19 protein-coding genes and 2 pseudogenes are annotated in these 23,030 nt (G+C 65.0%); 4 read left to right on the forward strand and 17 right to left on the reverse strand.

The genetic code is table 11. The features are described from left to right. The 7 genes and pseudogenes from E3O67_RS02185 to E3O67_RS02210 all read right to left on the reverse strand — a co-directional run. Nucleotides 1–352 (reverse strand): annotated as a pseudogene (locus E3O67_RS02185) (transposase); the annotation flags it as partial. Between the two features lie 199 nt (nt 353–551). Further along, nucleotides 552–908, reverse strand: a complete 357-nt coding sequence (locus tag E3O67_RS17700; RefSeq protein ID WP_135101715.1) for a LacI family DNA-binding transcriptional regulator — start codon at nt 906–908, stop codon at nt 552–554. Nucleotides 909–949: 41 nt separating this feature from the next. Next, a complete protein-coding gene (locus E3O67_RS16770) occupies nt 950–1,195 on the reverse strand; it encodes a hypothetical protein (RefSeq protein WP_167726425.1) in 246 nt (81 codons plus the stop codon). 137 nt (nt 1,196–1,332) lie between these two features. Beyond that, nucleotides 1,333–2,496, reverse strand: coding sequence for a glycoside hydrolase family 1 protein (locus E3O67_RS02195; protein WP_135101717.1), 1,164 nt, complete (start codon nt 2,494–2,496; stop codon nt 1,333–1,335). Between the two features lie 11 nt (nt 2,497–2,507). Beyond that, nucleotides 2,508–3,329 carry a carbohydrate ABC transporter permease gene (locus E3O67_RS02200; protein ID WP_198411515.1) on the reverse strand — a complete coding sequence of 274 codons (822 nt, stop codon included), beginning with the start codon at nt 3,327–3,329 and terminating at the stop codon, nt 2,508–2,510. Nucleotides 3,330–3,331: 2 nt separating this feature from the next. Continuing rightward, nucleotides 3,332–4,192 carry a carbohydrate ABC transporter permease gene (locus tag E3O67_RS02205; RefSeq protein ID WP_241981940.1) on the reverse strand — a complete coding sequence of 287 codons (861 nt, stop codon included), beginning with the start codon at nt 4,190–4,192 and terminating at the stop codon, nt 3,332–3,334. A 101-nt stretch (nt 4,193–4,293) separates the two neighbouring features. Then, nucleotides 4,294–5,562 carry a sugar ABC transporter substrate-binding protein gene (locus E3O67_RS02210; RefSeq protein ID WP_241981942.1) on the reverse strand — a complete coding sequence of 423 codons (1,269 nt, stop codon included), beginning with the start codon at nt 5,560–5,562 and terminating at the stop codon, nt 4,294–4,296. 131 nt (nt 5,563–5,693) lie between these two features. Between E3O67_RS02210 and E3O67_RS02215 the strand changes: the two genes are divergently transcribed. Next, the gene (locus E3O67_RS02215; RefSeq protein WP_135101720.1) at nt 5,694–6,293 is read left to right on the forward strand and encodes a TetR/AcrR family transcriptional regulator; all 600 of its coding nucleotides are present in this window, start codon (nt 5,694–5,696) and stop codon (nt 6,291–6,293) included. 275 nt (nt 6,294–6,568) lie between these two features. On the opposite strand, the pseudogene E3O67_RS02220 reads toward E3O67_RS02215, so the two are convergent. The 9 genes and pseudogenes from E3O67_RS02220 to E3O67_RS02260 form a co-directional block, all read right to left on the reverse strand. Continuing rightward, nucleotides 6,569–6,811, reverse strand: a pseudogene (locus E3O67_RS02220) (DUF4913 domain-containing protein); the annotation flags it as partial. Nucleotides 6,812–6,973: 162 nt separating this feature from the next. Further along, nucleotides 6,974–8,710, reverse strand: a complete 1,737-nt coding sequence (locus E3O67_RS02225; protein ID WP_135101724.1) for a type IV secretory system conjugative DNA transfer family protein — start codon at nt 8,708–8,710, stop codon at nt 6,974–6,976. A 76-nt stretch (nt 8,711–8,786) separates the two neighbouring features. After that, a complete protein-coding gene (locus tag E3O67_RS02230; protein ID WP_135101726.1) occupies nt 8,787–9,860 on the reverse strand; it encodes a hypothetical protein in 1,074 nt (357 codons plus the stop codon). A 3-nt stretch (nt 9,861–9,863) separates the two neighbouring features. Then, entirely contained in the window at nt 9,864–11,405 is a 1,542-nt protein-coding gene (locus E3O67_RS02235; RefSeq protein ID WP_135101728.1) for an ATP/GTP-binding protein, read from the reverse strand. Beyond that, nucleotides 11,402–13,105, reverse strand: coding sequence for a hypothetical protein (locus E3O67_RS02240; RefSeq protein WP_135101730.1), 1,704 nt, complete (start codon nt 13,103–13,105; stop codon nt 11,402–11,404). Before E3O67_RS02240 ends, E3O67_RS02235 begins: the two co-directional genes overlap by 4 nt. Next, a complete protein-coding gene (locus E3O67_RS02245; RefSeq protein WP_135101732.1) occupies nt 13,105–14,439 on the reverse strand; it encodes a hypothetical protein in 1,335 nt (444 codons plus the stop codon). The genes E3O67_RS02240 and E3O67_RS02245 overlap by 1 nt, the downstream gene beginning before the upstream one ends. A gap of 83 nt (nt 14,440–14,522) precedes the next feature. Further along, entirely contained in the window at nt 14,523–15,239 is a 717-nt protein-coding gene (locus E3O67_RS02250; RefSeq protein ID WP_135101734.1) for a hypothetical protein, read from the reverse strand. A 36-nt stretch (nt 15,240–15,275) separates the two neighbouring features. After that, nucleotides 15,276–15,590, reverse strand: coding sequence for a hypothetical protein (locus E3O67_RS02255; protein WP_241981943.1), 315 nt, complete (start codon nt 15,588–15,590; stop codon nt 15,276–15,278). Nucleotides 15,591–15,595: 5 nt separating this feature from the next. After that, nucleotides 15,596–16,816, reverse strand: a complete 1,221-nt coding sequence (locus E3O67_RS02260) for a hypothetical protein (protein WP_135101736.1) — start codon at nt 16,814–16,816, stop codon at nt 15,596–15,598. A 319-nt stretch (nt 16,817–17,135) separates the two neighbouring features. Here E3O67_RS02260 and E3O67_RS02265 point away from each other — a divergent pair, with 319 nt between their 5' ends. The 3 genes from E3O67_RS02265 to E3O67_RS02275 all read left to right on the forward strand — a co-directional run bounded on the left by E3O67_RS02265 (nt 17,136) and on the right by E3O67_RS02275 (nt 20,347). Further along, nucleotides 17,136–17,459, forward strand: coding sequence for an ArsR family transcriptional regulator (locus E3O67_RS02265; RefSeq protein ID WP_135101738.1), 324 nt, complete (start codon nt 17,136–17,138; stop codon nt 17,457–17,459). 127 nt (nt 17,460–17,586) lie between these two features. Further along, nucleotides 17,587–17,910, forward strand: coding sequence for a helix-turn-helix transcriptional regulator (locus tag E3O67_RS17705; RefSeq protein WP_104170610.1), 324 nt, complete (start codon nt 17,587–17,589; stop codon nt 17,908–17,910). Nucleotides 17,911–18,547: 637 nt separating this feature from the next. Beyond that, nucleotides 18,548–20,347, forward strand: a complete 1,800-nt coding sequence (locus E3O67_RS02275) for a hypothetical protein (RefSeq protein ID WP_241981945.1) — start codon at nt 18,548–18,550, stop codon at nt 20,345–20,347. Between the two features lie 321 nt (nt 20,348–20,668). Here the strand turns inward: E3O67_RS02275 and E3O67_RS02280 are convergent, their stop codons facing one another. Continuing rightward, complete coding sequence (locus E3O67_RS02280; protein WP_135101744.1) at nt 20,669–21,808, reverse strand: glutathione-independent formaldehyde dehydrogenase; 1,140 nt, start codon at nt 21,806–21,808, stop codon at nt 20,669–20,671. Between the last annotated feature and the right edge of the window lie 1,222 nt (nt 21,809–23,030).

The raw sequence follows: 23,030 nt of genomic DNA on the forward strand, positions 1-23,030 counted from the left end.
CGCAACACCCGGCAGGTCACCGTGACGGGGACACCGTCGACGGCCAATTCGCGGACCAGCGGGTAGATCATTTTGGGTTGACGTCCCGGGACAGATAGGCCACGGCCCGGCGCATGACCTCAGCTTCCTGCTCGAGCAGTCGGATGCGTTTCTTGGCCTCTCGGAGCTCCGCGGATTCCTTCTCGGTCACACCGGGCTTGACGCCTTCTTCGACGTCGGCTTTCTTCAGCCAGTTCGCCAGGCAGGACTCCGAGATCCCGAAGTCCTTCGCGATCTGATTCAGCGGGGCTTCGTGCTTCCGGGCGACCGCTACAACGTCGCGGCGGAACTCGGGTGGGTAGGGCTTGGGCATGATGACATCTTTCCAGCGAAGACGAATCTCCACAGGTCAGGAGTCAACCAAACCGGGGGCAGTCCCAACTGCTGCATTCGCTTCTTATCCATCGACGTTTGACCTCAATTTACTTTCCCTTTGGGCACCCCTACGACCTGGGCTCAGCACAGCTCATCCTCCACGCTCTCCCGGATTTGTCCGGATGCACCGACGCTTCTCAGCCTTTGTGACTGCCGCGGAGCACCTCGTCGAAGTACAGACTCGGCGTGCGCGCTTCACCCTTGTCGGGCATGTCGACGACGACGTCAACGGTCGTCGACTGCGTGAAATGTGTGTCCTCGAGCTCTTCCATGGCGTCGAGGGTCGGAAAGTACAGTCCGAGCACCCCGGTTCGCCGAGCGGCGAGCCCACGGGCGGCCGCGCTGGGAACGTAGCCGAGTTGCTGCACGGAGTCGAGTACGCGTTCGCGAGTGGATGCGCGTACATCCGCGGGCCGACGAAGAACGCGCGACACCGTCGCGATAGACACCCCGGCGTGCGCGGCAACGTCGTAGACGGTCGATGCCTTTGCCACGAGTGCCCCTGACGATGGATGCGAAATCGACGCTCCACATCCTACGACCCAAGCGTCGACGGTGCGTAGAGGTGAGCGAAGAGCTCCCGCATCCCGCCGTGGCGCAACACGGCCAGACCATCTCTAGCGTTCGCGCCCTTGTCGGTGCCCACGCTCAACCATTGGTCGGCCAAGCTGCGCAGGCCTGCTTTCTCGGCCTGTTTCATCGCGGGCACCAACCCAGAAGACGAAACGGGGTTGGAATCATCGAATGACGCGGATACGGCGGCGGTGTTCGGAACTTGCATCTACGAGATGCTTACTTTTCAGTGAAGTAGTCCCTTCGATAGGTACTGTTCATCTCTTGATAAGAGAAGCATTCTCTGTTCAACGCGCCGCCGCATCTCAACCCCAATCGGCGGATAAAGGCTCAACTGTATGGTGTTCAGGTTGAGAGCCGCCCGGCCCGGGCGACCTCGCCGAGCCACGCCAGGCTTGGCTTGGGGTGGCGCTCGAACGTCTCGGCATCCCAGCCAATGAGCCCGAAGGTGGGCGCGTAGCTGCCCCACTCGTAGTTGTCGAGCGCGCTCCAGTGCAGGTAGCCGCGCACGTCGATGCCGTCCGCGAGGGCACTCAGAATCCCCTCGAGCGCTCCCGTCGTGTAGTCGATGCGGCGTGCGTCGTCGGCGGTGGCGATGCCGTTCTCCGTCACGTAGATCGGTACGCCACCGGTGCGCTGCCAGGAGCGGCGGATGCCGAATTCGATCGCTCCGGGGTAGTACTCCCAGCCGGTGAGGGTGCGCTCCGCAGCAGCCGGAATTGCGATCGGCCCGTTCGGGCCGATTTTCGTGCGCGTATAGGCTTGGATGCCGATCCAGTCGTCACCGCGCGCTGCGTCCATGAAGACGTCTTCGCGTGAGTATCCGTAGTCGTCGGCCGCCTGCTCGGCGCCCGGCTCGGGCTGGTAGGCCTGCGTCGCGACCGACCACCCGGCGCGCTTGCCGGCGCCGCGCAGGATGTCGACGGCGCGTGTGTGTCCGGCGATGAGGTTCTCGGTGACGACGGGGTCGCCGGGCCGGAGGCCGACGTGCGGGAAGGCCTCGCTCGAGTTCGCCATGATGGCGACCATGTTCGGCTCGTTGATCGTGCAGACGAGGTCGACGTCGGAGAGGATCGGCAGAGCCGACTCGACGAAACGCGCGAACCGGTCGACGACTGCGGGGTTGCGCCAGTCGCCGTCCCGCGCGAGCCACGCGGGGTTGGTGAAGTGGTGCAGTGTGACCATGGGAGTGAGTTCGAGGCCGAGAGCCATGTCGATCATCCGGCGGTAGTGGTCGAGCTGTGCCCGGGAAACGAAACCTTCCTCCGGCTCGATCCTGGCCCACTCGATGCCGAACCGGTAGCTCGTGAGCCCGGCGGCGGCGAGCAGGCGCATGTCCTCCGGGTAGCGGTGGTAGCTGTCCGCGGCATCGCCACTCGGCGACTCGACCGGGTATGGGCTCGGCAGCTGCCCGTGTTCGCGCAGCCACCAGTCGCTGGAAGTGTTGTTGCCCTCGACCTGGTGCGGCGCAGTGGCGGCACCCCACAGGAATCCGTTGGGAAAAGTCATTGTGTTCCTTACTATTTGATTCCGGTCAGGGCGATGCCCTGAACGAAGTAGCGCTGCAGGGCGATGAAGATCGCGAGCACGGGCACTACGACCACGACGGCGCCCGCCATCATCAGGCCGTACTGCGATGCGTTCTGGCCGACTGAATAGAGCGCGAGGGCGACCGGAAGCGTGTACTTGTCCTCGCTCGTGGCGACGACGAGCGGCCAGAGGAAGTTGTTCCAGCTACCAAGGAAGGTCAGGATCGCAAGGGTTGCGACGGCTGGTCCGCACAGCGGCATGATCACCCGGAGGAAGATTCGCCACTCACTGGCGCCGTCGATCCTGGCCGCCTCGATAATGTCGTCGGGAAGGCTCAGGATGAACTGCCGCATCAGGAACACGCCGAGCGGCGTGATCAGGAACGGCAGGATGAGGCCGGGGTACGAGTTCACGAGGCCGAGGTTCGAGGTGAGCACGAACAGCGGCACAAAGGTCACGACGCCTGGCACCATGAGCGTGCCGAGCACAAGACCGAACAGCACCTTTTTGCCGGCGAACTCAAGCTTCGCGAGCGCGTAGCCCAGCATTGACGAGAACACGATGTTGCCGAGCGTCACGAAGACCGCGACGACAACGCTGTTGGTGAAGTAGGTCGTGAAGTCGAGCCGCCCGAAGAGCTGCACGTAGTTCTCGAGCGTCGGGTTCTCCGGGAAGAAGTTCAGTGGGGCGCTGCGGATCTCGGCGTTCGTCTTGAACGAGCCGAGTAGCATCCAGATGAACGGGAAAATCATCGCGACGAACCCCGTGACGAGCACGATGTAGAGCCACCATCTCGGTTTGCGTCTCATCATGGTCAGTCCTTCTGTCGGAGGAATCGGAACTGCACGAGCGACAGGACAACGATGCCGAGGAACAGCACGTAACTGGCTGCGGAAGCATAGGAGTAGTTGCCGAATCCGAACTGGTTGAACGTGTACATCGCGGTCGAGAGAGTCGCGTCGAGCGGCCCGCCGCGGGTCATCACGAAGGGCTCCTCAAAGAACTGCAGGAACCCGATGCCGGTGATGACCGCCGCGAACAGCAGGGTCGGTCGCAGGGCAGGGACGACGACGTTGAAGAATCGCTGAACCGGACCGGCGCCGTCCATCATGGCTGCCTCGAGCTGCTCCTGCCCTACGCCCTGGAGCCCGGCGAGGAAGATCACCATGAGGGTTCCGATGTTTCGCCAGATCGCCATGGCAATGAGCGAGGGGAGGGCGAATGTGGTGTCTTCGAGCCAGTTGGGGCCGGAGACTCCGAAGATCGAGAGAAACCCGTTGAGCAACCCGTCCGGCTGGAGGATGAACTTCCAGACGATAGCGATCGCCACGATGCTCGTGACGACGGGGGCGTAGTAGCCCACGCGGAACACGGTGCGGAACTTGTTGATGCCGTTGTTCAGGGCGAGGGCCACGAGCAGAGCGAGAACGATCGTGAGCGGGACGCCCACAATCACAAAGACCGCAGTGTTGGAGAGGGCCTTGAGGAACCGGGGGTCCTGAAAGAGGTTTAGGTAGTTCTCGAGGCCGATGAAGTTCACGTTGAACGGCGCTCGAAGGTCGCGGGTCGTGAGGTCGGTGAAGCTCATCACGAAGGACGCGAAGATCGGGCCGGCCATGAAGACCACGAACAGGATCATGAACGGGGCGGCAAAGCCCCACGCGATCCAGGTCATCTTGCGCCGACCGGGCGAGCGCCGAAGCGCCGTCGGCGCAGGCGGCGCGGGCGGACGCGGTGAGGGCGCCCGCCCGGTCTCTGGTGCGAAGACGACCATGGCTAGTTGCCGGTGCCGATCGTGTCCGCCTGCTCCTGGATCGACTTGAGTGCGGCGTCAACGGTCTGGTCACCGCGCGTGACCTTCTCGAGCTCCTGGTCAATGACGGCAGACACCTGAGCCCAGGTCGGGATCGCGGGCGGCGCCTTCGAGTCGGCGAGCTGCGCGGCGAACACACTCAGGTAGGGGTCATCGGCGAAGATCGGATCCTCGAACGCGGCCTGAACCGAGGGAAGGTCGGTGGAGATGTCGTACCACTCGAGCTGCGTCTCGGGCTGGCTGAGCCAGCGCACGAACTTCCACGACGCGTCACGGTTCTCGCTGTCGCCGAAGACGGCGAGGTTGCCGCCTCCCGTGAAGCTCGTGCGGGTTTCGGCTCCGGGAACCTGCGCGACGGCGAACTTGTCGGCGAAGTCCGGGCCGCCCTGCTCACGGAGCAGTCCGACGTGGAACGGGCCGCTGAAGAACGAGCCGACCGATCCGTCGATGAACTTCTGTTCGATCTCACCGCCCTCAAGGCGAACCGCCTCGGAGGCGCCCTCGTCGAAGAAGCTCTTGTAGAACTCGAACGCCTCGGCCCACTCCGGGGTGTCGAACGTGAACTCGGTGCCATCCTCGTTCAGGATGTCGCCGCCGGCCTGCCAGACGAGAGGGGCAACGTACTGCCAGGAGTCGAATCCGCCCGGCGGAAGGGAAACGCCTGACGTGGCGCCGCCGCCCTTGAGCGCCAGGGCAAAGGCCTTGTACTCGTCCCACGTGGTGGGCGCCTCGACGCCGGCGGCCTCGGCGAGGTCGGTGCGGTAGTAGAGAACACGCGAGTCGACATACCACGGCACACCGTAGACGACGTCGTCGACGACCGCGGTGCTCCAAGAGCCCTCGAAGAAGGATGCTTCGTCGACGAGGCCTTCCGGGGTGGGCTCGAGCGCGCCGGTTGCAGCGAACTCGCCGACCCAGGTCGTGCCGAGCATCGAGATGTCCGGGGTCTCGCCGCCGGCGATCGACGTGGCGATGCGGTCGTGCGCGGAATCCCACGGCACCGCAGTGACGTTGATCGTGACATCCGGATTCTCATCCTCGAACTTGGTCGCGAGCTGGTCGAGTACTTCGCCCTCGTTGCCCATCGCCCAGACCGTGACTTCGCCCGTTGCCGGCCTGTCGTCAATTGCCGCGCCGCTCGTGGCGGTACTCCCGCCTTCGGCACGGCCACAGCCGGTCAGGGCGATAACCCCCACCAGGCCCATTGCCGCGATTGATCCCCATCGATTCATGTCGTGCCTCCATTGGTTCGACTCCTGCCGTATGGCAGAGTTGCGACTGCTCGTAACGACCGCAGAGGGGTGAAGCCCCTCGGTGAGTTTCGACCCTAGCCCAAAAACCTTACATGCGATAGGTTTCTTCTATGACGGACACTCAGGACCTCAAGCGCGGCAGCTACCCCAAGGGCCAGGCCCGACGTCAGGAAATCCTGGATGCCGCGCTTCTCGTGTTCGGTAAGAGCGGCTTCCACAGCGGCTCACTGCGTGAGATCGCCAAGCGCGTGCAGCTGACCCCCGCGGGGGTACTGCACCACTTCGCCTCGAAGGAAGACCTGTTCACGGAGGTCTTGAGACAGCGCGACGAGCGCGTACGCGCTGCCGTCGGCGATGTTAGCGAGATCACACTTCTCGAGCAGATGCGCAAGGTCGTCGCCTACAACCAAACCACGCGCGGGCTGACATCGCTATACACGGTCATCTCCGCCGAGGCCACAGACTATGAGTATCCGGTGCACGCGTACTTCGTCGAACGGTACGCGGCGACGGCCGCCGACACCGAGCGCGTTCTCTCCGAGGCACAGCGCGACGGCCTCGTGCGCACCGACCTCGACGTGCGGCATGCCTCGCGTCTCATCACTGCCGTGATGGACGGGCTCCAGCAGCAGTGGCTGCTCGACGGGAGCGTCGACATGCCCGCCGCATTCGATGAGTTCCTGCGCGGCTACCTGTTGCCGCCGTCCTGACCGCCTTTGACCCCGGCGAACGATGAGCGGTTCCGCCGGGTTTGCAGGTTGCTGGGCGGGCAGTCAGAGCGTCGTGCGCGCTCCCGGCCTCACGAGCTCCGGCGGCAACTCATCACCGCGTTTATCCTTCCTTTGAGGGCATTCTTCCGTTAGTCGCAGTCGGTACATTCAGTGTCCTGACCCCGTCGAACAGCTCCATATTGCGGTGAAGAATCGTCGATTAATGATCAGTTTCTGTCGGGGCACGTTCTAAAAAGACGTGGCGAACACTCCAGTTACAGCTCCACATCGTCCGGTGGCATCGACGTCGGCACGATCCAGGCAGCTTTGTCCTTGCGACGGTGGAGATGACCTTGGTCGGGGTCGCAGTCGCGGAAGGGCCCGTGTCCTTTGTCGAAGATGATGGCGGCGTGGCGGTCCCAGTGGTTGATCCACCAGGACGACACGGCGCCGGCGTCACCGTCCATGACACTGGCGTCAGCTTGCATGCTGGCCTGCCAGAGGGCCTTGAACCTGGCGACTACCTCCGGGTGTAGCCACCATTGGGTGCACCACGGTGTTGGTTTGGTGCCGACGNGACGACTTCGACGGTGGAGAGGTGGCCGGTCAGCCAGTCGAGGAACATTTGGCGGACGTCGACCGCGTCCTCTTCAGTGTTGGTTGACTCGTAGTCGTTCTCTTCAGCCATGGGCTGCTACCTCCGCTGCATTGGTGTTGTCGGGCACCGCGATCGGCGTGGGGTTCGGTGTCGTGGTTGGGGTGCGGTTGATGGTGGTGGTGAGGGTTTTGTCGCGGAACCAGGGGACGGTGTTGACCATGACGGGTCGGCATTTGGAGCTGAAGACGATGGCGCGCCATTCGGGCAGGGAGCCGAGGGCGGCGATGTCGAGGGTGTTGACCTTGCGGGTGTTGGTTGAGGTGGATTGGTGGCCGTCTTTGCCGGTGGAGCTGCCGTAGGTGATTTCGTCGTGTTCACCGATGAGGGCAGCCAAAGACCGGAGGAAGTCGTCGTCGCCGGACCCACCGCCAAAGACCCGGGTGGCGGCGGCGTCCCAGAGGGTCTGCCACCCGTCTTTCCCGAACGCGTCGATTGCTTGGGCGCGGGATTGGAAGTAGGAGTTGAGGATGATGCCCATCGACCCGTAGAAGGAATACACCGAGGGCAGTTCGGGCCAGCGGACGATATTCGCGCACTCGTCGAGCTCCATCACCAGCGGGACCGGGAGCCGGCCGCCGTTTCGCTGCGCAGCGGTTTCCGCGGTTTTGCAGATGGCGCGGATGAGTGCGGTCAGGATGGCGCCGCCGGATCCTTCACCGTCTTTGGACAGGAGCACGAGGGTGTCGGTGCTGGTGATGAACGCGGCCGGGTCGAACCGGCGGATCCCGCTTGTGTCAGTCCAGGCGAGGAGGTCGTCGTCGGCGAGGGCGGACGCCATCCGCTGCGCGGTGGCGTAGACGCTGCCCTTGGTTTTGTCCGGCCAGCTCAGGATGCCCTCGATCGTGGAGGAGGGCCCGGTTTTCCCGTGGCGGGCGAGGATCTGCTGCACGTCGTACCCCTCAGCCCGGGCGATCCACGCGAACACCTGGGACAGGGGTTCCTGCTCGAGGGCGGCCGCGTAGAAGAAGTACGCGAGCATGTCCCGCCCGGCGGTATCAAACTGGGAATCACCGCCCCGGTCGGAAGCCTTCCGAGTCGAGGCCTCGAAGATCGCGGCGAGCTCCCGTGCGTCAGCGGCGCTGCGAATGTAGTCGAGTGGGTTGAACACGAAGTCAGGCTCCGGGTCCAGGCGGTAGATGCGGTTGGGGTCGAAGATGAACGCCTGCCCGTGGTCGGCACGGCCGGCGAGGGTTTCGCGGACACCGTCGACTTTGTTAGAAGTCATGATGGCGGCGCCGGGGGCTTCGAGCATGTGCCGAATCACGAGCGCGGACGTTTTCCCGCGGCCGGTGCCGAACACGTACACGCCCAGGTCCCGCCACCCCTGATACACCCACCGGTTCCGCCGCCCGACGAGGCGGCCGACCCGCTCCCCCGCCGGCAGGTTCACCGCGGCCGGGTGCAGCTGCGCCGCTTCCTTCGCCCGCAGTTTTTCCCGCAGCACCGCGGACTGCCGGGTCGTGGCCATGTGCCGGAGTGCCACGTTGTTCCGCTTGATCGACGCCCATTGGGCTTGCTTGGCCAGGATGAACGCGAACAGTCCCACGGCCAGGACCAGGGCCACCACGCTCGTCCAGGTTGCCGCGGGCGGCCACGGTGCGTCCCGGAACAGGAAGTCCCCGGCGAGGGCGGCGGGGTTCCACGGGTACGTCGTCCCGGTGGGGGTGATCACCGCGCCCACGTGCACGGCCACGAGCATTCCCAGGGCGGCGAGGAGGGCGAGGAGGCCGGTCATGATGCGGGCTTTCCAGTCGATCACAGGGTTCTCCTTGCCCCCGAGAAGACGGGTGCCTGTCTGGGTGTCGGGATGGCGCGGTGCGCCCGTGATTCGGGCATTAGTTGCTGAGTTTCATGGGGTCGGTGGTGTTGGGGTCGACGGCGATGTGGACGTGGTTGCAGTCGTCGCGGAATTGCTTCATCGACAGGTCCAGGCTTACGCCGGCGTTGGCGCGGCACTGGTTCTGGCCGGCGCCGGACCCGGCGGGCATGACCGGGCTGAGTGCCTTCAGGAGCTTCAGGGCGTTGGCGTCGGCGCCGGTGGTGGGCATCCGGTCAAAGGAGTAGAAGTCGACGGCGTGCCCGCCGCCGTTCGCGAAGTGAGGTGACGCAACCCCGGCACCGAGAAGAGTCCCTGTGCATGCCCGGTTGATGTCGGAGATCCCGACCGCGTCGAACATGTTCGTGGCCATGGTGATGACCTGCAGGATGCGGGTATCGATGCCGCAGTTCGGGCGGGTGTCGCCGTCGGCGATCCACCGGATCTCGCGCAGGTGATCCGGCGACAACCCGGTGATGGTGCCCGCGTCGATCTTGACCACCAGGGCCGTAGCCAACGCCCGCGCGTCACTGCCAACGCCGGCCGCGCACGCTGCGTCCCCGGTGGTGAGCGCGGTCACGACCTCTTTCGCCTGGTCGTAGTAGGTCGTGTAGTGGTTCGGGTCGGCGTTGATCTGCACGGCGTGCGCCGCCTGGGTGGGCGCCAGCGTGTCCCAGTTTGGGACAGTGACGAGGCGTTGGAAGAAGAACCCGGCGGCTTGGGTGGGGTTCATGCGTTCGGCGAGGGTGCCCCAGGTGTCGCGCTGTTGGAACAGGCCGCGGGAGTCGGGGCCGACGGTGTCGCCGTAGGTGAGGTTGCGGAGCGTGGATTCGCCCATGGCTGTCATGACGGCGATGGTTTGCCCGTGCACGTTGACGCCGGCGGTGGCGCCGGCGTTCATGATCAAGGCGGCGTTGACGAGCTGGTCGCCCTGGTATCCGGCGATCGGTGTGCGGTCGGCGGCGCCCTGCGGGTTCGCGGCGACAGCGGCGCAGGCCCCGGTGCCGGGGCCGCCGCCGGTGACGAGGAGCAGCCCGGTGAAGAGGACCACGAGCAGGAGCATGAGCCCGGTGCCGAGTATGCCTTTCTGCACGGGTTAGGTGGTGGCGTTGCCGGCGGCCATGGCGGAGTCGGTGTTGGTGACTTCCACTTCCCAGTCCGAGCGGATGTGGCGGATGTGGGTTTCCGGGTTGGACCCGTACTTGAACACGCAGTGCCCCGGGTTCAAGCCCATGAGGGTGGCGGCGGTGTCGGGGGCGAAGTTGAAGGTTTCTTGCGCCCACCTGGCGTCTTCGGGGCGGTCTTGGCGGAACGCGTACACGGTTTGGGCTTCTTGGACGACGGTGTAGCCGGGGCTGTCCGGGGGGATGTCGGTGCCTTTGTGCATGACGAAGACGTTGGAGATGCCGAGGGAGCGGGAGAGTTTCTGGTTGGATTTCACCAGTTGGGCGGAGGGGCCGCCGATCATGTGCCAGCCCTCTTCGTAGATCACGTTCGTCACGAACCCGCGCTCCTCACGCAGCCGCCCCATCAGCCACATGTTCCCGATCGCCATCACCGTTGGGATCGCGGGGCCGGAGTCGGGGAGCTGGGAAATGTCGAACGTGGTGAGCTTGTGAGAGAGGTCGACGCGGCGGCTGGTTTCACCGTCGAAGACGCCAGCGTAGGTTTCGAGGAGGTTCTGCAGGCCGAACCTAATCGACAGGCCCGCCTGGTGGAACCGCTCCGACGCCTCCCCCGACAATCCCTGATCTGTCGGCACCAACCCGAGGAACGGCATCAGGTCCGTGGCGGTCGCGGCCCGTCGGGTGTCCTCGAACTTCTCAAACAACAGTTGCAGGGCGTACCGGGTGGCTTTCTCTTCCCACTCCGTCGCAGCGGTGTCGCCCCGGGCGATGCGGGCGACAGCGTTGATCAGCAGCATCTGGCCTTGCAGGCCGGTGCCTTGGGCGATGAGGGGGTCCATCAGGTTGAAGCGGGTGCCGGACCCGTCGGGGTCGAAGCGGAGGGGCTCGGTGCCCATGCGGCGGGTGACGCCGGCGTATTCGCCTTCGCCGCCCTCGTCTTTCTTGTCGAACACCACCGCCCGGTGGTTCTTCAGCAGCAGGGGCCGCATGACCATGACCGTTTTGGTGAACGAGGACTTCCCGGACCCGACGGTGCCGATGATGAGGACGTTGGGTGAGGTCAGTTTCCTGGGGGTCGCGTTGTACGCGGTGGGCGCGTCGTGACTGATCATCGTCGACGAGAGCGTGTCAGTACCGTTGACGACCCCGTCAATCCCGGTCGGCGCCCCAATGATGCCCGTGTTCAGGATCTCGGCCTGCCTGGTCGTGGACGGCGCCCCAGCCAGGCGGGGCGCATACCAACCGCGCGCCGCCGCCCCCGAAGATGCACGCAAAACGGACCCGGGCCGCTCGAACGGCGGCACATCCACCGGCCGCCGCGACGACACCACCACGTCGGAAACGGCAGCGGCAGACCTAGCTGCGTCTTCTTCGCACGTGAGCACGGGAGACGTCGCCACCGGGGTGAGGAAGATTTTCAGGCCGGGGACTTTCCCGTACCAGGGCTTCTTCGCGGCGATACGTTTGCCGTGCGCGGTGCCGGTGGTCGCGGGGGTGTTGGGGTGGGTCATGAGATGGCTTCCTTGTCGGTGCGGCCGGCGAGGCGGTTGATGGCCCGGGTTGCCAGGGTTGCGCCTGCTGGGCGGAGTCCCCGGCCGAGGGGCCAGGTGGTGCCGGAGGCGGCGGATTGGAAGGAGTCTTGCCAGTCGAGGTGTTCGATGCCGAGGCCGGTCGCGCACGCTTCCTCGAGCTGCCGGGAGGCATGACCGAGGTCTGCGCGGGTGGGGGCGGAAACAGTGACGAAGCCGATCCAATCGACACCGTGGTGGTGGGATCCGGCGGCGAGGTCCGCGGAGCGGCGCTGCGCTGCGGACATGCGGGTGGTGCTGTCGTCGGAGATGAGGCGGCCCTTCTGCTGGTCGGCGAGGACCCCGGCGAGGTCGCGGACGACGTCGGCGCGCGCTTTCGCTTTCGCCTGCCCCGCAGGCACCAGGTGCAGGTGGAAGGACACCGACCGGACGAAGGTCAGTTCGCGTCCGATGAGGAGGTCGAGGCACCAGAGGGGGCTGCGGCCGGCGACGGCGAGGTTCTCCCCGTGGATGGCCGCGGTGCGGTGCCACCACGTCACCGGCGGGGACACCGGCCCGGACTCGGTCATGACGAGGGAGGTGGGGTCGACGCCATCGACGATGTGCGCGGAGAACTCGTCACGGGACGCGATCCCGGACAGGAGCGGGTCGACGTTCCGGGTGAGGTCGATAGGTAGGTGCGGGTTCTGCTGGTGCAACATTAGCGCCGTGGTCTGCTTCGCGGTGAGGGCCTGCACGTCGCCCATCCGGGCTTCGTTCAACCCCTGTTCGGTGGCCTGAATCTGCCCGGCCATCAACGCCCGCCACGCGTCCCGGCCCGGCCCGTATTTCCCGGCGGCGTCGGTGAACTGCTGGGTGAGGGGCCAGGACACGACCACGTAGTGGCGCTGCACCATCGCATTCGCACTGGACTTCCGGATCACCTCGTCATAGGAGAGCTTCTGCGCCTCAAACGACGCCCGCTGCGCCGCCGTCCAGGATTCCTGCACGGGCTCGAGGCGGGTCTTCACCCACAGTTGTTGCCGGGCCGAGTCCGGCGGCAGAACCCGGGTCAGGGTTTGCACGTTCCGGATCAAAGAGGACGGTGCGGCGCGGCGGGCGAGGAACTTGCCCCACGCGTTCGCCGCCCGGGTCAGAGCGGCGGCGGTTTCCATCCCGCGCAGCTGCCCGGACACGGAGAACGCGACGGACAGGTACGGTTGCTCACCGATCGGGGCGTGCCAGGCGATGCCGGGCATGTTCGAGGCGTATTGGAGCCAGCCCATGCCGTCGGCGCCGTCCGGGTTCGCCCGCATCTTCACCGCCGCGCGTTCCGCGGCCTGCTTTTCGTCTTTGGTGCCGCGGAGGATGGCTTCTTGGAGCTGGTCCCACGCACCGACCTCGTAGGGCACGAACTCGTCCGTGCCGAGGCGCTTCCGGGCCCGGGCGCGGGCGCGTTTCCGGCGACGCTCGAGGACGGTGCCGCGGTGGGTGCGGGCGGTGGTCAGCATGGTGATGCCGACCCCGGTGACGGCGACGATCAGGGCGGGGAGGCCGAGCCCTGAGACCATGCCGGCCATGCCTCCGGCGATGAACACGGTGAGGAGGATCATCCGGGTTTTTGAGGCGGTGCCGCCGAAGAAGCCGCGGTGGCCGGACTCGCCGCCGAGGTAACGGATGTGGGACTCCGGGGTATCACTCACTAGACGGAGTCCTTTCCATAATGTTCGTCGTGGTCCTCGACCGGTGACACGGCTGCGTCGGTCACCGAATCGGTGACCTTCTTCGTCGCCTCAAACCCGGCCATTGCACCGGCGGCAATCATGGTGGGGACACCGATCGCCGCCCCTGCACCGGTCGCGGACTCGGCCACACCTGCGGCGGCCATGCCGCTCTCGGCAGCGGCTGCGCCGCCGCCTGTTGCAGCGGCGCCGGCGCCTGCGGTGGCTCCGCCGGCGGAGCCCACGGATGCGGCCTCAGAGATTGACGACGTCGCCGGTTCGCCCTCGCGTGCAGGTGAACTGCCGCCGGTGCTGCTCGAGCTGCCTGCGGACGGCGAGCTGCCGCCGACGGAGGAGCTGCTGCCCCCACCGGAGGAGGGCTCGGGGCCGTTGTCGCTGTACTTGGCGTCGGCTTGCTGCATGGACTGAGACCCGATGTTCGGTCCGACAGGGGCTGTTCCGCCGCCACCGGTGGGAATGACGGGGGCGAACTTCGTCAGGGCGACCGGGGCGAGTCCGGCCATGAACAACGCCAGGATCGACACGACCAAGGTGACTGTTTTGGCGAGGCTGGGGGTGTCGGAGAACGCATCGACCTGCGCGCTCATCATGCTGTACGCGATCGCGAGCAAGAAAAACAGCAGCGGGTGGGACGCCAGGACCCCGAACCAGAGATACGCGATCTTCGACCCGAACTTCCGCTTCTGCGGGTCCACGATCCACACGAACCCGAGGGGGAAGAGGACGCCAGAGAAGTACAGGGTGATGAGCTGCACGATCAGCATCAGGAGCACGACGAGCAGGCCCAGGATCATGAAGAACATCAGAATCACGCCGAGGACGGCGCCGCCGGCGAGGCCGGACCCGTCTTCCTCGGAGAGCATCGTGGAGAACTTGGCCACGATCGTTTCGGAGTTGCTGGTGACGCCCCACGCGATCAAGGAGTCAGACAGGGCGCCGAAGAACTTCACCAGGAACGCGCCGAGCGCGGGACCGAACATGGCCCCCAGGATGAACGCGGGCCCGTAGAGGGTGAGGGACTCCCCCAGCTCCCGGCCGGACTGGTGGCCGCGCGCGGTGCGCACGATCTGCGGGATCAACAGGGCCACGAAAACGAAGATCGCCAAGGCAAACGACACCTGGTACGCCTGAATAAACCAATCCGCCGTCAGATCCGGAAGCGTCGCATGCGTCAACGCCGGCAACACCGTATCGGAGAGACCCTTAGCCGCTCCCTGCAACAGCTTGAAGGAGTTCCCGGCCGGGTCAGACCAGAAGTCCGCCACACCCGCCGCCGTGTTCACGGCGTTGTTCACGCCGCTGGCTGCGTCTTTGATACCACCTGTTGCGCCGTCCCAAGCGCAGACAGCGATGTTGGCGCATCCTTCACCGGCGGCCACTAGCAGCCTCGGGTGTAGCGGTTGCCGCCGGCGCCGAGCTTCTCAGCGTCAGGCTGTTCGCCCTTTTCGACGTGCCACGCGTCGCCTTCCCAGACCATGACGAAAGCCTGCGCAGTCACCTTCGTCGGGCTCAGTTCACCGTTCACGACGTAGCCGGCGGCGATGTTGACCGTCACCCGGTCGGCCGTCGAGTCCTGCGCCACGAGCCACAGACCGTTCGTGGTCGACAGGTGGAATGGTGTTCCGGGCTCGACGTCCCCGGTGGTGAGGTCTTCCGTTGAGGCGTAGGTGCCAGCGAGGTCGGCATACGAAGCCGGCGTATTCGCCGTCATGACCTCGTTGGTGATTGTGTTTGCATCTTCGGCGGAGGGGTAAGGGTACTGCCAGATGAATCGGTAGAACGCCGTCGCCGTTTCCACGGCCCCGTAGGTCGTCTGTTTGGCGTCTGCCTGGGCGGCCAGGACCATGTTGACGTTGCGGTCTTGCCCGCCGAGGCAGCCGGTGGGTGCGACGTCGTCCCCGATACCGGTGGTGCCCGTGCTGCTTGTTGGGGTCGGTGTGGGGGTGGCCGTCGCGGTGCTCGGTGCGGCGGCGTTCGGTGTGGGGGTGGGGCGGGTGGCGGTGTAGGCGATACCGCCGCTGATGGCGACGACGAGGGCGGCGGCCCCGATGACGATGGGCCAGCGGCTACGGCCGGATGCTGTGACCATTCGCATGGTGGGACTCCTTGGGGTGCGCGTTGGTGGTGTGGGTTAGCCGGCGAAGGAAAGGACGGCGCCGACGATGATCGCGAGGCCGGCGAGGGAGGCGAGGGAGATGCCGGCCCAGACTGCTTTCCGGCGTCCTTGGGCGTGGGCTTGGGGGTTGGGATTGGTATCTCCGGAGGCTCCGGCCATAGCGACGATTCCGAAGATGAGGAAACCGATAGCAACGAGGATGCCGATCGCCCAGAGGGCGGCGATGAGTTTCTGCCAGAGGGCGGTGAATTCAGCGCCGCCGAAGGAGAAGTCGGGCAGGATCCCATCGAGGGGGTTCTCGATCGCCGCGTGGAGCAGGAGGTCGTGCATGGGCGTTAGGCCTTCCGGTTCTGTGTGGATGCGGCGGAGACCGCGGTTTGCAGGGACCGGACCACGCTGGCGGCGGCTGCCACGAACGCGTCCCGGGTTGCAGGATTGAGGCGGCTGAGGGTGAGTTGTCCGCGTTCGGCAATGTGGGAGTCGTACGGGATCTCGTGCAGGGCCGACACGCCGGCCTGGCTCAGGAGCCGCTCGACCTCTTCTCGGACGGCGTCGTTCTCGGGGCGGCCGTCGGTGAGGCGGATGGCGATGGCCCGATTCGCAAGCTCCGCGGAGGGCCCGCCCTCTGCCCGCAACTCCTCGAGGAGTTGGATGGCTTCGAGGACGGAGTCGCCAGCGTTCATCACGGGGATCACGAGGACGTCGGAGACGGACACGGCGCCGCGGAACGCGGAGGAGGTGGGGACGTTGCCGGAATCCATGACGCGGATGGAGTAGAAGTCATCGATGACGTTGGAGACGGCGACGACGGATTCTCCGCTGAGGCGGTCGCGGCGGCCGGTGGATCCGATCACAGATGCGAAGGATGTTTGCGGGGCGGTGTAGCCGGCGAGGCGGCCGGCGGTTTGGACGTGGTCGACGTCGCGGACCAGTTCGCCGAGGCCGAGGAGGGGGTTGCCCTCGGCGCGGAAGTTCAGGGCGCCGGGGTCGTCGGAGACTTCGAGGATCGCGACCGATCCGCCGCGGATCGCGGCCAGCACTCCCCCAAGGAGCAGGGCGGTGGGAGTCTTGCCTGTTCCGCCCTTGGGGTTGTTCACCAGGACCGAGACCGCACGCGTCCAGGTCGCCTGCCGCACCGTGGTCTCATGAGCAGTCCGCAGTTCCATGTGGCGCCTCTCCCCCAGCTCCGTAGCGCCCGGACCGACCGGCAGTCCCAGGCTGGCCAGAGCACCACGGAACCCCGTGGTGGCCTTCGCTGGGGTGCCCGACGAGGACGCCAAACCGGCAGTGGAGCCGCCGAAGAGGAGGGAGGTGCTGGCCAGGTCGGCGGGCCTCATGGGCGGCACCGACGGGGCCTTCTCCAGGTCAGAATCCTTCCCCGGGACTGGCGCCTGGGTTGGTTCTTCGAGGACAGCTTCGGGATCAGATGCGGTGCTCTTGGCCTTGCGTCGTGGGGGCGTGGGGACCGTATGGAGGGTGTCTTCCTCGATGTAGTCCCCGGCGCGGTCGGCCGCTTCAAAGACCTCGCTGGGGGCGGTGCGACCGGTGTCACTCATGGGCGGTATGTCCTCTCGAATTTCCACTAACTGGCACAGGGAATTAGTTACCCCCAAGGGCCTCGACTAGTCTGTCGTCTTTTTTCTCATGGCCTCACCTGAACGGGGGGTGTGTTCCCACTGTGCTTGTGGTCACAAATACCTGAATCACTGGGGATATGGGTCGAGGGGCCTGATCGCCTGGAGCTTTGAACCTAGCGCCGGCCACCGACATCTGCGGATCACTGCAGTTCGCAAGGGTAAATAAATGCATTTGCATTAACTTGTGTGCGGTCGTGGCGCGCCTGCGGGCGGGGTGATTCACGCCAGAATTGAGCGCATGGCCCGTGACGACAATTTGATGAGACATGCCCCCGACCGGGTGGCGTTGTTCCAAGAGTTGTTTTCCGCGCCCTCCCGTGTCCTGGTACTCCGCGCCCTGCTCCGCAAGCCACTCAGCTACGCCGAGTTGTTCGACGTCATCGGCAACACCATGAGTCGGCCCGCGGTGCATGCCGCTTTGATCGATCTCCGAGGTATGGGCTATATCGAGGACGATGCCCCCGATGGGGTCGTGCGCCGGCCCCAGGGAACGAAGTTCACCGCGCGGCGAGATCTCGTGACCCGCGACTTCGGGCAAGTCCTCGAGTTCGTCCTGGGCTGACAACTCCCCCCTCGAGCGAGAGCATCGGGCCAGCGTGGTGCTCGACTTCGTCATAAGCTAATCATATAATGATTAGGGTTGACTGAGTCAACGATGGAAGAGGGCGGAGGTCGGGCAGAATGGCAGGATGCCCCGCTACGTGCGTCCCCCTCACGATGAACTCGTGGAGGCCGCGATCGACGCATTTGGAAATCGGGCTCGAGTGGCAATCCTCAAGCACATCCGCGAAAACGGGCCATGCACCCGCGCCGATGTCGCAACAGCGCTCAGCATCGCCCCGCCGACGGCATCTAACCACCTGGCTGCCCTTGAGACTGCGGGACTCATTGAGTCCACTCCCCCGCGCAGCGAAGCCAGAAGCGGCCAGTGGGTGCGCTACACAGTCATCCCAGAACGTGTCACGGAGCTCTACGTCGCTCTTGGCGAGTTCCTCGGACAGTCAAGACTTTAATCAAGCCGCCCCCGCGCGTCGCGCACTCTTGAATGGGTTTAACGACAAGATCGTTTCCATGGCCGTTGCAAAGGGAAGCAGGATTCGTCGGGACCACACCCCCACGGTGTTGTTCCAAACACGAGTCGACCCCGCGATCCGCGCGGAAGTCAATCAAGCCGCAGCCGCAAGCGGCGTCTCCACCGGTATATACCTGGAAGCGTTACTGCGCCTAACTCTCGCGGACCAGGGCCAACTGCCTGTCCTCGACCTCATTCGCGACCCCAAAGAGGAGTTGCTCATCCCAGCCGCTTAAACGAAAGAGCCCGTCGCTTTCGCGACGGGCTACTGCAAGTTTCGTAGCTCAAACCCTCTGTGCTTGCCGGCCCGAGGTTCGAGCTAATCCAGATCAACAGCCCTCACGGGAGGTTTCTCTATGTCCCAGAGCATAGCGCACGTACCCCTCAATGCACCCGGAATTGTGTCCGGCGTGTCTGGCGTGTCCACTGAAGCGTGGACAGCGTGGGCTTTGACGCGCCGGATGAGTCCGCGCGATCAGGTGCGTGTGATGAAGCGGGATGCGTACGGGCGGGTGGACGAGAACAGTTACCCCCTGATCCACCGTGTGGGGCCAGCTGAACCTACGACGCCGTGGGCGATGAACTTGGCTGATGAGACCGGGTTGTTCCGGGTCCTGTGCTTTGACTTCGACGGTAAGGACAAGCACGGCGTCGATGCCGAGCTGATGGAGGAAGCTGTCGACGAGTGCGAGGTCCTCTCCCGCACCCTCGATGACCTCGCGATCGAGCACGTCGTGTGCCAGTCGTCGGGGACGGGTGGCCGGCACATCTGGCTCGCCCTCCAGGGCGGCGCCGCGAAGCTCGCCGTCTCCCCCGTGGCCAGTGCGGCACGGGCGAATTTCCGCCGCTTGGACCATGGCATGCTCCTGAACGCTGTCACCGGTGCTGCGCGGCCGCCGTTGTCCCCGCACAGGGACGGCAGCTACTCCACGGTCCTCCGCGGCAACCTGAACAGCTTGATTGTCCCGTCGACCACGACCGCGGACCTTGCCGCCCTGGCTGCGGTGCTTGAGGCGCGTAAGCCGTCTCTCCGCTCTGAAGACAGTGCCCCGTCAGGGCCCATCACTGCACACCACCAGGCGCACCGGCGCCTGAGCACGGCCGGCACCGCCCATATGGCCACCATCGATGGCGGCAGCAACCCGAGCTGGACCGGGTTCATGTGCCTGCTCTCGGCCGCGAACGCCGGCTGGCAGCTGGTCGACGTCGAGCATGCCATTAAGACGGCTCCCGGGCTGGAGCACTTCCGGACGAAGAACACCGGCCGCGGCGACCGCCGCCCCCGGGCCGCAGCCGAGGCCCAGGCCCGGCTGGGCCGCCAGTGGGACAAAGCCCAGCAGTACGCAGCCCTCCAGCGCCCACTGCCAGCGGTGCGGGAGCCGCAGGACCTGTCGGAGCTAGACGCCATCGTGACCGACGTCGAGGCCCTCCTCACCCGCTTCCGGGTCAGTCCCGGCCGGTGGGGCAGGACCGAGGCGTCCTCGAATCAGCAGACCATTCTCCGCGCCCTGGCCTACCTCACCCTGCAGACCGGCAAACGCACGGTCGCCGCCGCGATCCGGGACCTGGGACCGATGGGCGGCCTCGGCCGCACCACCGCAGCCGACGCCCTCACCGCCCTCGCCACGGCCGGATACATCGAACGGGTCAGTGCGAGCGACGACGGCAACGCCGCCGAATGGCGCCTAGCCTCCACGTTATCCACAGGTCCCAGTACAGTCCGGTCACAACCAATTAATAACCCCCGCCCCGCTCACGAAATCTCGTCGCCGTCAGGTCGTTCTGCAGCTGAGCTCTTTAACACCCGTACCTATCTCGTCGCTCTGCTCGAGGAACAACTCACTGACCAACGCCACGACCTCTTCACCCGCCGCGGCCTGGGACACCTCGCCGGCAAGCTCTACGCTCTATTGCGCCAGCACCCGTCCCTCACCATTGACTCCGCAGCTCGTCTCCTGGGTGTCACGGCCCGGCACACGGCCACGATCCTCAGCCGTCTCCGGAGTCACAAGCTCTTGGTCGTGCACCGTGATGGGTGGGCCAGGTCGAGGCAGGACCTTAGGAACCAGGCAGCCCTGCAGTTGAACGTGGTGGGAACACTTTTGGCTCGGGCGGAGCGGTATCGGATCGAGCGGGAGGTGTGGGCGTGGTGGCAAGCCGAGCTGGCCACGATGATGTCAGCGCCGAGGTCGCGGCCGAGGCGCCCGCATGTGTCGAGCCGGCCGTTGTTTGAGGCGAGTCGGCCGGGTGAGCGGGTGTGGCCGCGGTACCCGCGGGCCAGCACGAACAGGGCTGATCATCGTTCAGCGCTGGAGCTGGTGGGGGCGGGTCTGCTCAACCCGGAGAACCGGTGGCAGTACCTGGGTGAGGCCGCATAGCAGGCACCGTTCGGGGAGAGGAAGTTGCCAATTAAGTCTTGCATCTTGGGGACGTCTTTGCCGGAGATTTGCGGTGTGTGCGCCGCCGTGCGCTGGCGCCTGTTTCTGGGTAAGTTGCCGTGATGTTGCGTTGCTTGTGGCTTGGGAGAGACCCCGAGTTAAGGGCAGGTATCTAATATCTGCCCCAATCACGGGGCCTCCCCGCGCATTTCACACGCCAGGCAAAACGGGTAACTCTGCGGGCTAGTTTCTCGCAGCTGTGTCATGTCTTGGCTTGCGCCGCGAGGGCGGCGTTGACCGGGCCGGTCAGGCTTTGGCCTATCAGGGCTTGAGTATGACTTTTGTCCACCCGTTGGTGCGTTCGTCGAAGTTTTTATAGGCGTCGGCGGCTTTGCTGAGGGGGATCTCGTGGGAAACGATCCAGGATGGCTTGGCCTTGTCTACGGCGATCAGGTCGCGCAATTGCCGGTTGTACTTCTTCACCGGGCATTGGCCGCTGCCAATATTTTGGCCTTTGAGCCATTGCAGGCCGTAGTCGATGGCAAGCTTGCCCTGCTTGGCGTTCTCGTCGAAGCCGGCGGGATCTGCTGGCAGGAAGACGCCAACAACGCCGATTCCCCCGGTGATGCGCACGGACCGGATGAGCTGATTCAGAGTCATTGCGGGGTCTTCGGTGCCCTGGGGGTCGTGGGCTTGGTAACCCACGCATTCACATCCTCGGTCTGCGCCGATACCCTTTGTCTGGTCCAGAACGAACTGAACCGGGTCCGTCTTTGAGTCATCAATGGCGATCGCACCGATCTGCTCGGCAAGGGCCAGCCGGTCCGGGCGTCGGTCCACGACCCAGACTTTGCTTGCGCCCTTGATCGTGGCAGACAGGGCGGCCATCAACCCGACTGGACCGGCTCCATAGACTACGACGGTGTCACCCGGCATCACGCCGGCCATCTCAGTAGCGTGGTAGCCGGTAGGGAAGATGTCCGAGAGCATCACGTAGTCGTTTTGCTTTTCTATGGCATCTTCTCCCAGGCGCAAACAGTTGTTGTCGCCGTAGGGCACGCGCAGCATTTGGGCCTGCCCGCCGGGATACGGGCCCATTCCAGCGAAGCCGTAGGCTGCGCCCGCGCCAACCGGGTCTGGCTGAGTTGTCATGCAGTAGTTGGTGAAACCGCGCTCACAGTTCTTACAGAACCCGCAGGAAATATTGAATGGCAGCACGACGTGCTCGCCGACCTTGACTTTGTCGACGCCGTTACCGACCTCGATGACCTCACCCATGTTTTCGTGACCGAACGTGCGTCCAACTTCGAAATCGGTGCGTCCCTCGTACATGTGTAAATCTGAACCGCAAATATTTGTGGCCGTGATGCGAACGAGAACGTCAGTGGGACGTTCGATCTTGGCATCGGGAACTTCTTCAACGTTGACTTCGTTGGGACCTTTGTAAACGACTGCTTTCATTTCTTTCACTCCCTGAATCTTTGACAATGAAAAACGTGAGACCATTTTTGACTGTCGGAGGTGCTCTAAGGATGAATATCCGAGCAGAGTCTCAGGCTGCGCGGAAAATGGGCTTAGCTCATGTTTATCACGACCGCACTTGACTGGCCACTGCTCGTCTGGCACAAGATGGCGGGCAGTGCGATGCCCTCGATAGATACGCAGGGACGCTTCCCCTGTCCAAGTCCCAACGTTGCGTTCTGGGAGCGGTTCGACCAGCGGGAATCAGCGACGACCCAACACTGGAACCCCTCGCTCGCTCCCCCGGGGCGGGATATCAGCGTGATACCACTGTCGAAACCGTGACGGTGATGCCGTCAGGAACAGTTGGAGCCGTTTCATTAGCCGGGGCCTCGGGCATCTTGCCGGCAAGCCCTACGCCCTACTACGTCAGCACCCTTCCCTCACTGTCGATTCGGCTGCTCGTTTCCTGGGCGTTACTGCCCGGCACACGGCTACGACCCTTAGTCGTCTCCGGCGTCACAAGCTCCTGGTCGTGCACCGTGATGGGTGGACGAGGTCGAAGCTGGATCTCCGGAACCAGGCTGCCCACCAGCTGAACGTGCTCGGGACCTTGCTGGCTCGGGCGGAGCGGTATCGGATTGAGCGGGAGGTGTGGGCGTGGTGGCAGGACGAACTGACCACGATGATGTCAGCGCCCAGGTCTCGGCCGCGGCGCCCGCATGTGTCGAGCCGGCCGTTGTTTGAGGCGAGCACGCCCGGGGAACGGGTGTGGCCGCGGTACCCGCGGGCCCGCACGAACCTCGCCGATTACCGCTCTGCGCTTGAGATGGTGGGTGCTGGATTGCTCAACCCGGAGAATCGGTGGCAGTACCTGGGTGAAGCAGCGTAGTCGGCACCTTCCGCTGAGACCGTTGGGCCGGTGGGGATGCTTGGTGGTGGTGGGGAGGGCCCCCGGATTGAGTGCAGGTATCTGACATCTTCACGAGTCACGGCGGCTCTCACGGGGCACGTTATCGAGAGTGCAACCGGGCGGTTTCAAGCAGTCGTTGCAACACTGCGGTGGTTGAGGCCGGGATTAGTAGATCACGGATTCGCTCGGCTGGGGTATCCCTGGCCTTGACCCCGGAGAGTGGACACGGGTTAAGCGGCGAGTTGGATCTCTGCGGCCTGTGACGAGTATTGCATCTCGAAGTCCACTGGCGTGACGTGCCCGATCGAG

Source organism: Cryobacterium sp. TMT3-29-2 (genome assembly GCF_004564305.1).
GTDB classification, from domain to species: Bacteria; Actinomycetota; Actinomycetes; order Actinomycetales; family Microbacteriaceae; genus Cryobacterium; species Cryobacterium sinapicolor.

Excerpts from the sequence above, each read along its gene's own strand:
- E3O67_RS02195 (WP_135101717.1), bottom strand. The coding sequence starts at position 2,496 with ATGACTTTTCCCAACGGATTCCTGTGGGGTGCCGCCACTGCGCCGCAC.
- E3O67_RS02205 (WP_241981940.1), bottom strand. The coding sequence starts at position 4,192 with ATGACCTGGATCGCGTGGGGCTTTGCCGCCCCGTTCATGATCCTGTTC.
- E3O67_RS02235 (WP_135101728.1), bottom strand. The coding sequence starts at position 11,405 with ATGACCCACCCCAACACCCCCGCGACCACCGGCACCGCGCACGGCAAA.
- E3O67_RS02250 (WP_135101734.1), bottom strand. The coding sequence starts at position 15,239 with ATGCGAATGGTCACAGCATCCGGCCGTAGCCGCTGGCCCATCGTCATC.
- E3O67_RS02215 (WP_135101720.1), top strand. The coding sequence starts at position 5,694 with ATGACGGACACTCAGGACCTCAAGCGCGGCAGCTACCCCAAGGGCCAG.
- E3O67_RS02260 (WP_135101736.1), bottom strand. The coding sequence starts at position 16,816 with ATGAGTGACACCGGTCGCACCGCCCCCAGCGAGGTCTTTGAAGCGGCC.
- E3O67_RS02255 (WP_241981943.1), bottom strand. The coding sequence starts at position 15,590 with ATGCACGACCTCCTGCTCCACGCGGCGATCGAGAACCCCCTCGATGGG.
- E3O67_RS02265 (WP_135101738.1), top strand. The coding sequence starts at position 17,136 with ATGGCCCGTGACGACAATTTGATGAGACATGCCCCCGACCGGGTGGCG.
- E3O67_RS17705 (WP_104170610.1), top strand. The coding sequence starts at position 17,587 with ATGCCCCGCTACGTGCGTCCCCCTCACGATGAACTCGTGGAGGCCGCG.
- E3O67_RS02210 (WP_241981942.1), bottom strand. The coding sequence starts at position 5,562 with ATGAATCGATGGGGATCAATCGCGGCAATGGGCCTGGTGGGGGTTATC.
- E3O67_RS16770 (WP_167726425.1), bottom strand. The coding sequence starts at position 1,195 with ATGCAAGTTCCGAACACCGCCGCCGTATCCGCGTCATTCGATGATTCC.
- E3O67_RS02200 (WP_198411515.1), bottom strand. The coding sequence starts at position 3,329 with ATGATGAGACGCAAACCGAGATGGTGGCTCTACATCGTGCTCGTCACG.
- E3O67_RS02275 (WP_241981945.1), top strand. The coding sequence starts at position 18,548 with ATGAACTTGGCTGATGAGACCGGGTTGTTCCGGGTCCTGTGCTTTGAC.
- E3O67_RS02280 (WP_135101744.1), bottom strand. The coding sequence starts at position 21,808 with ATGAAAGCAGTCGTTTACAAAGGTCCCAACGAAGTCAACGTTGAAGAA.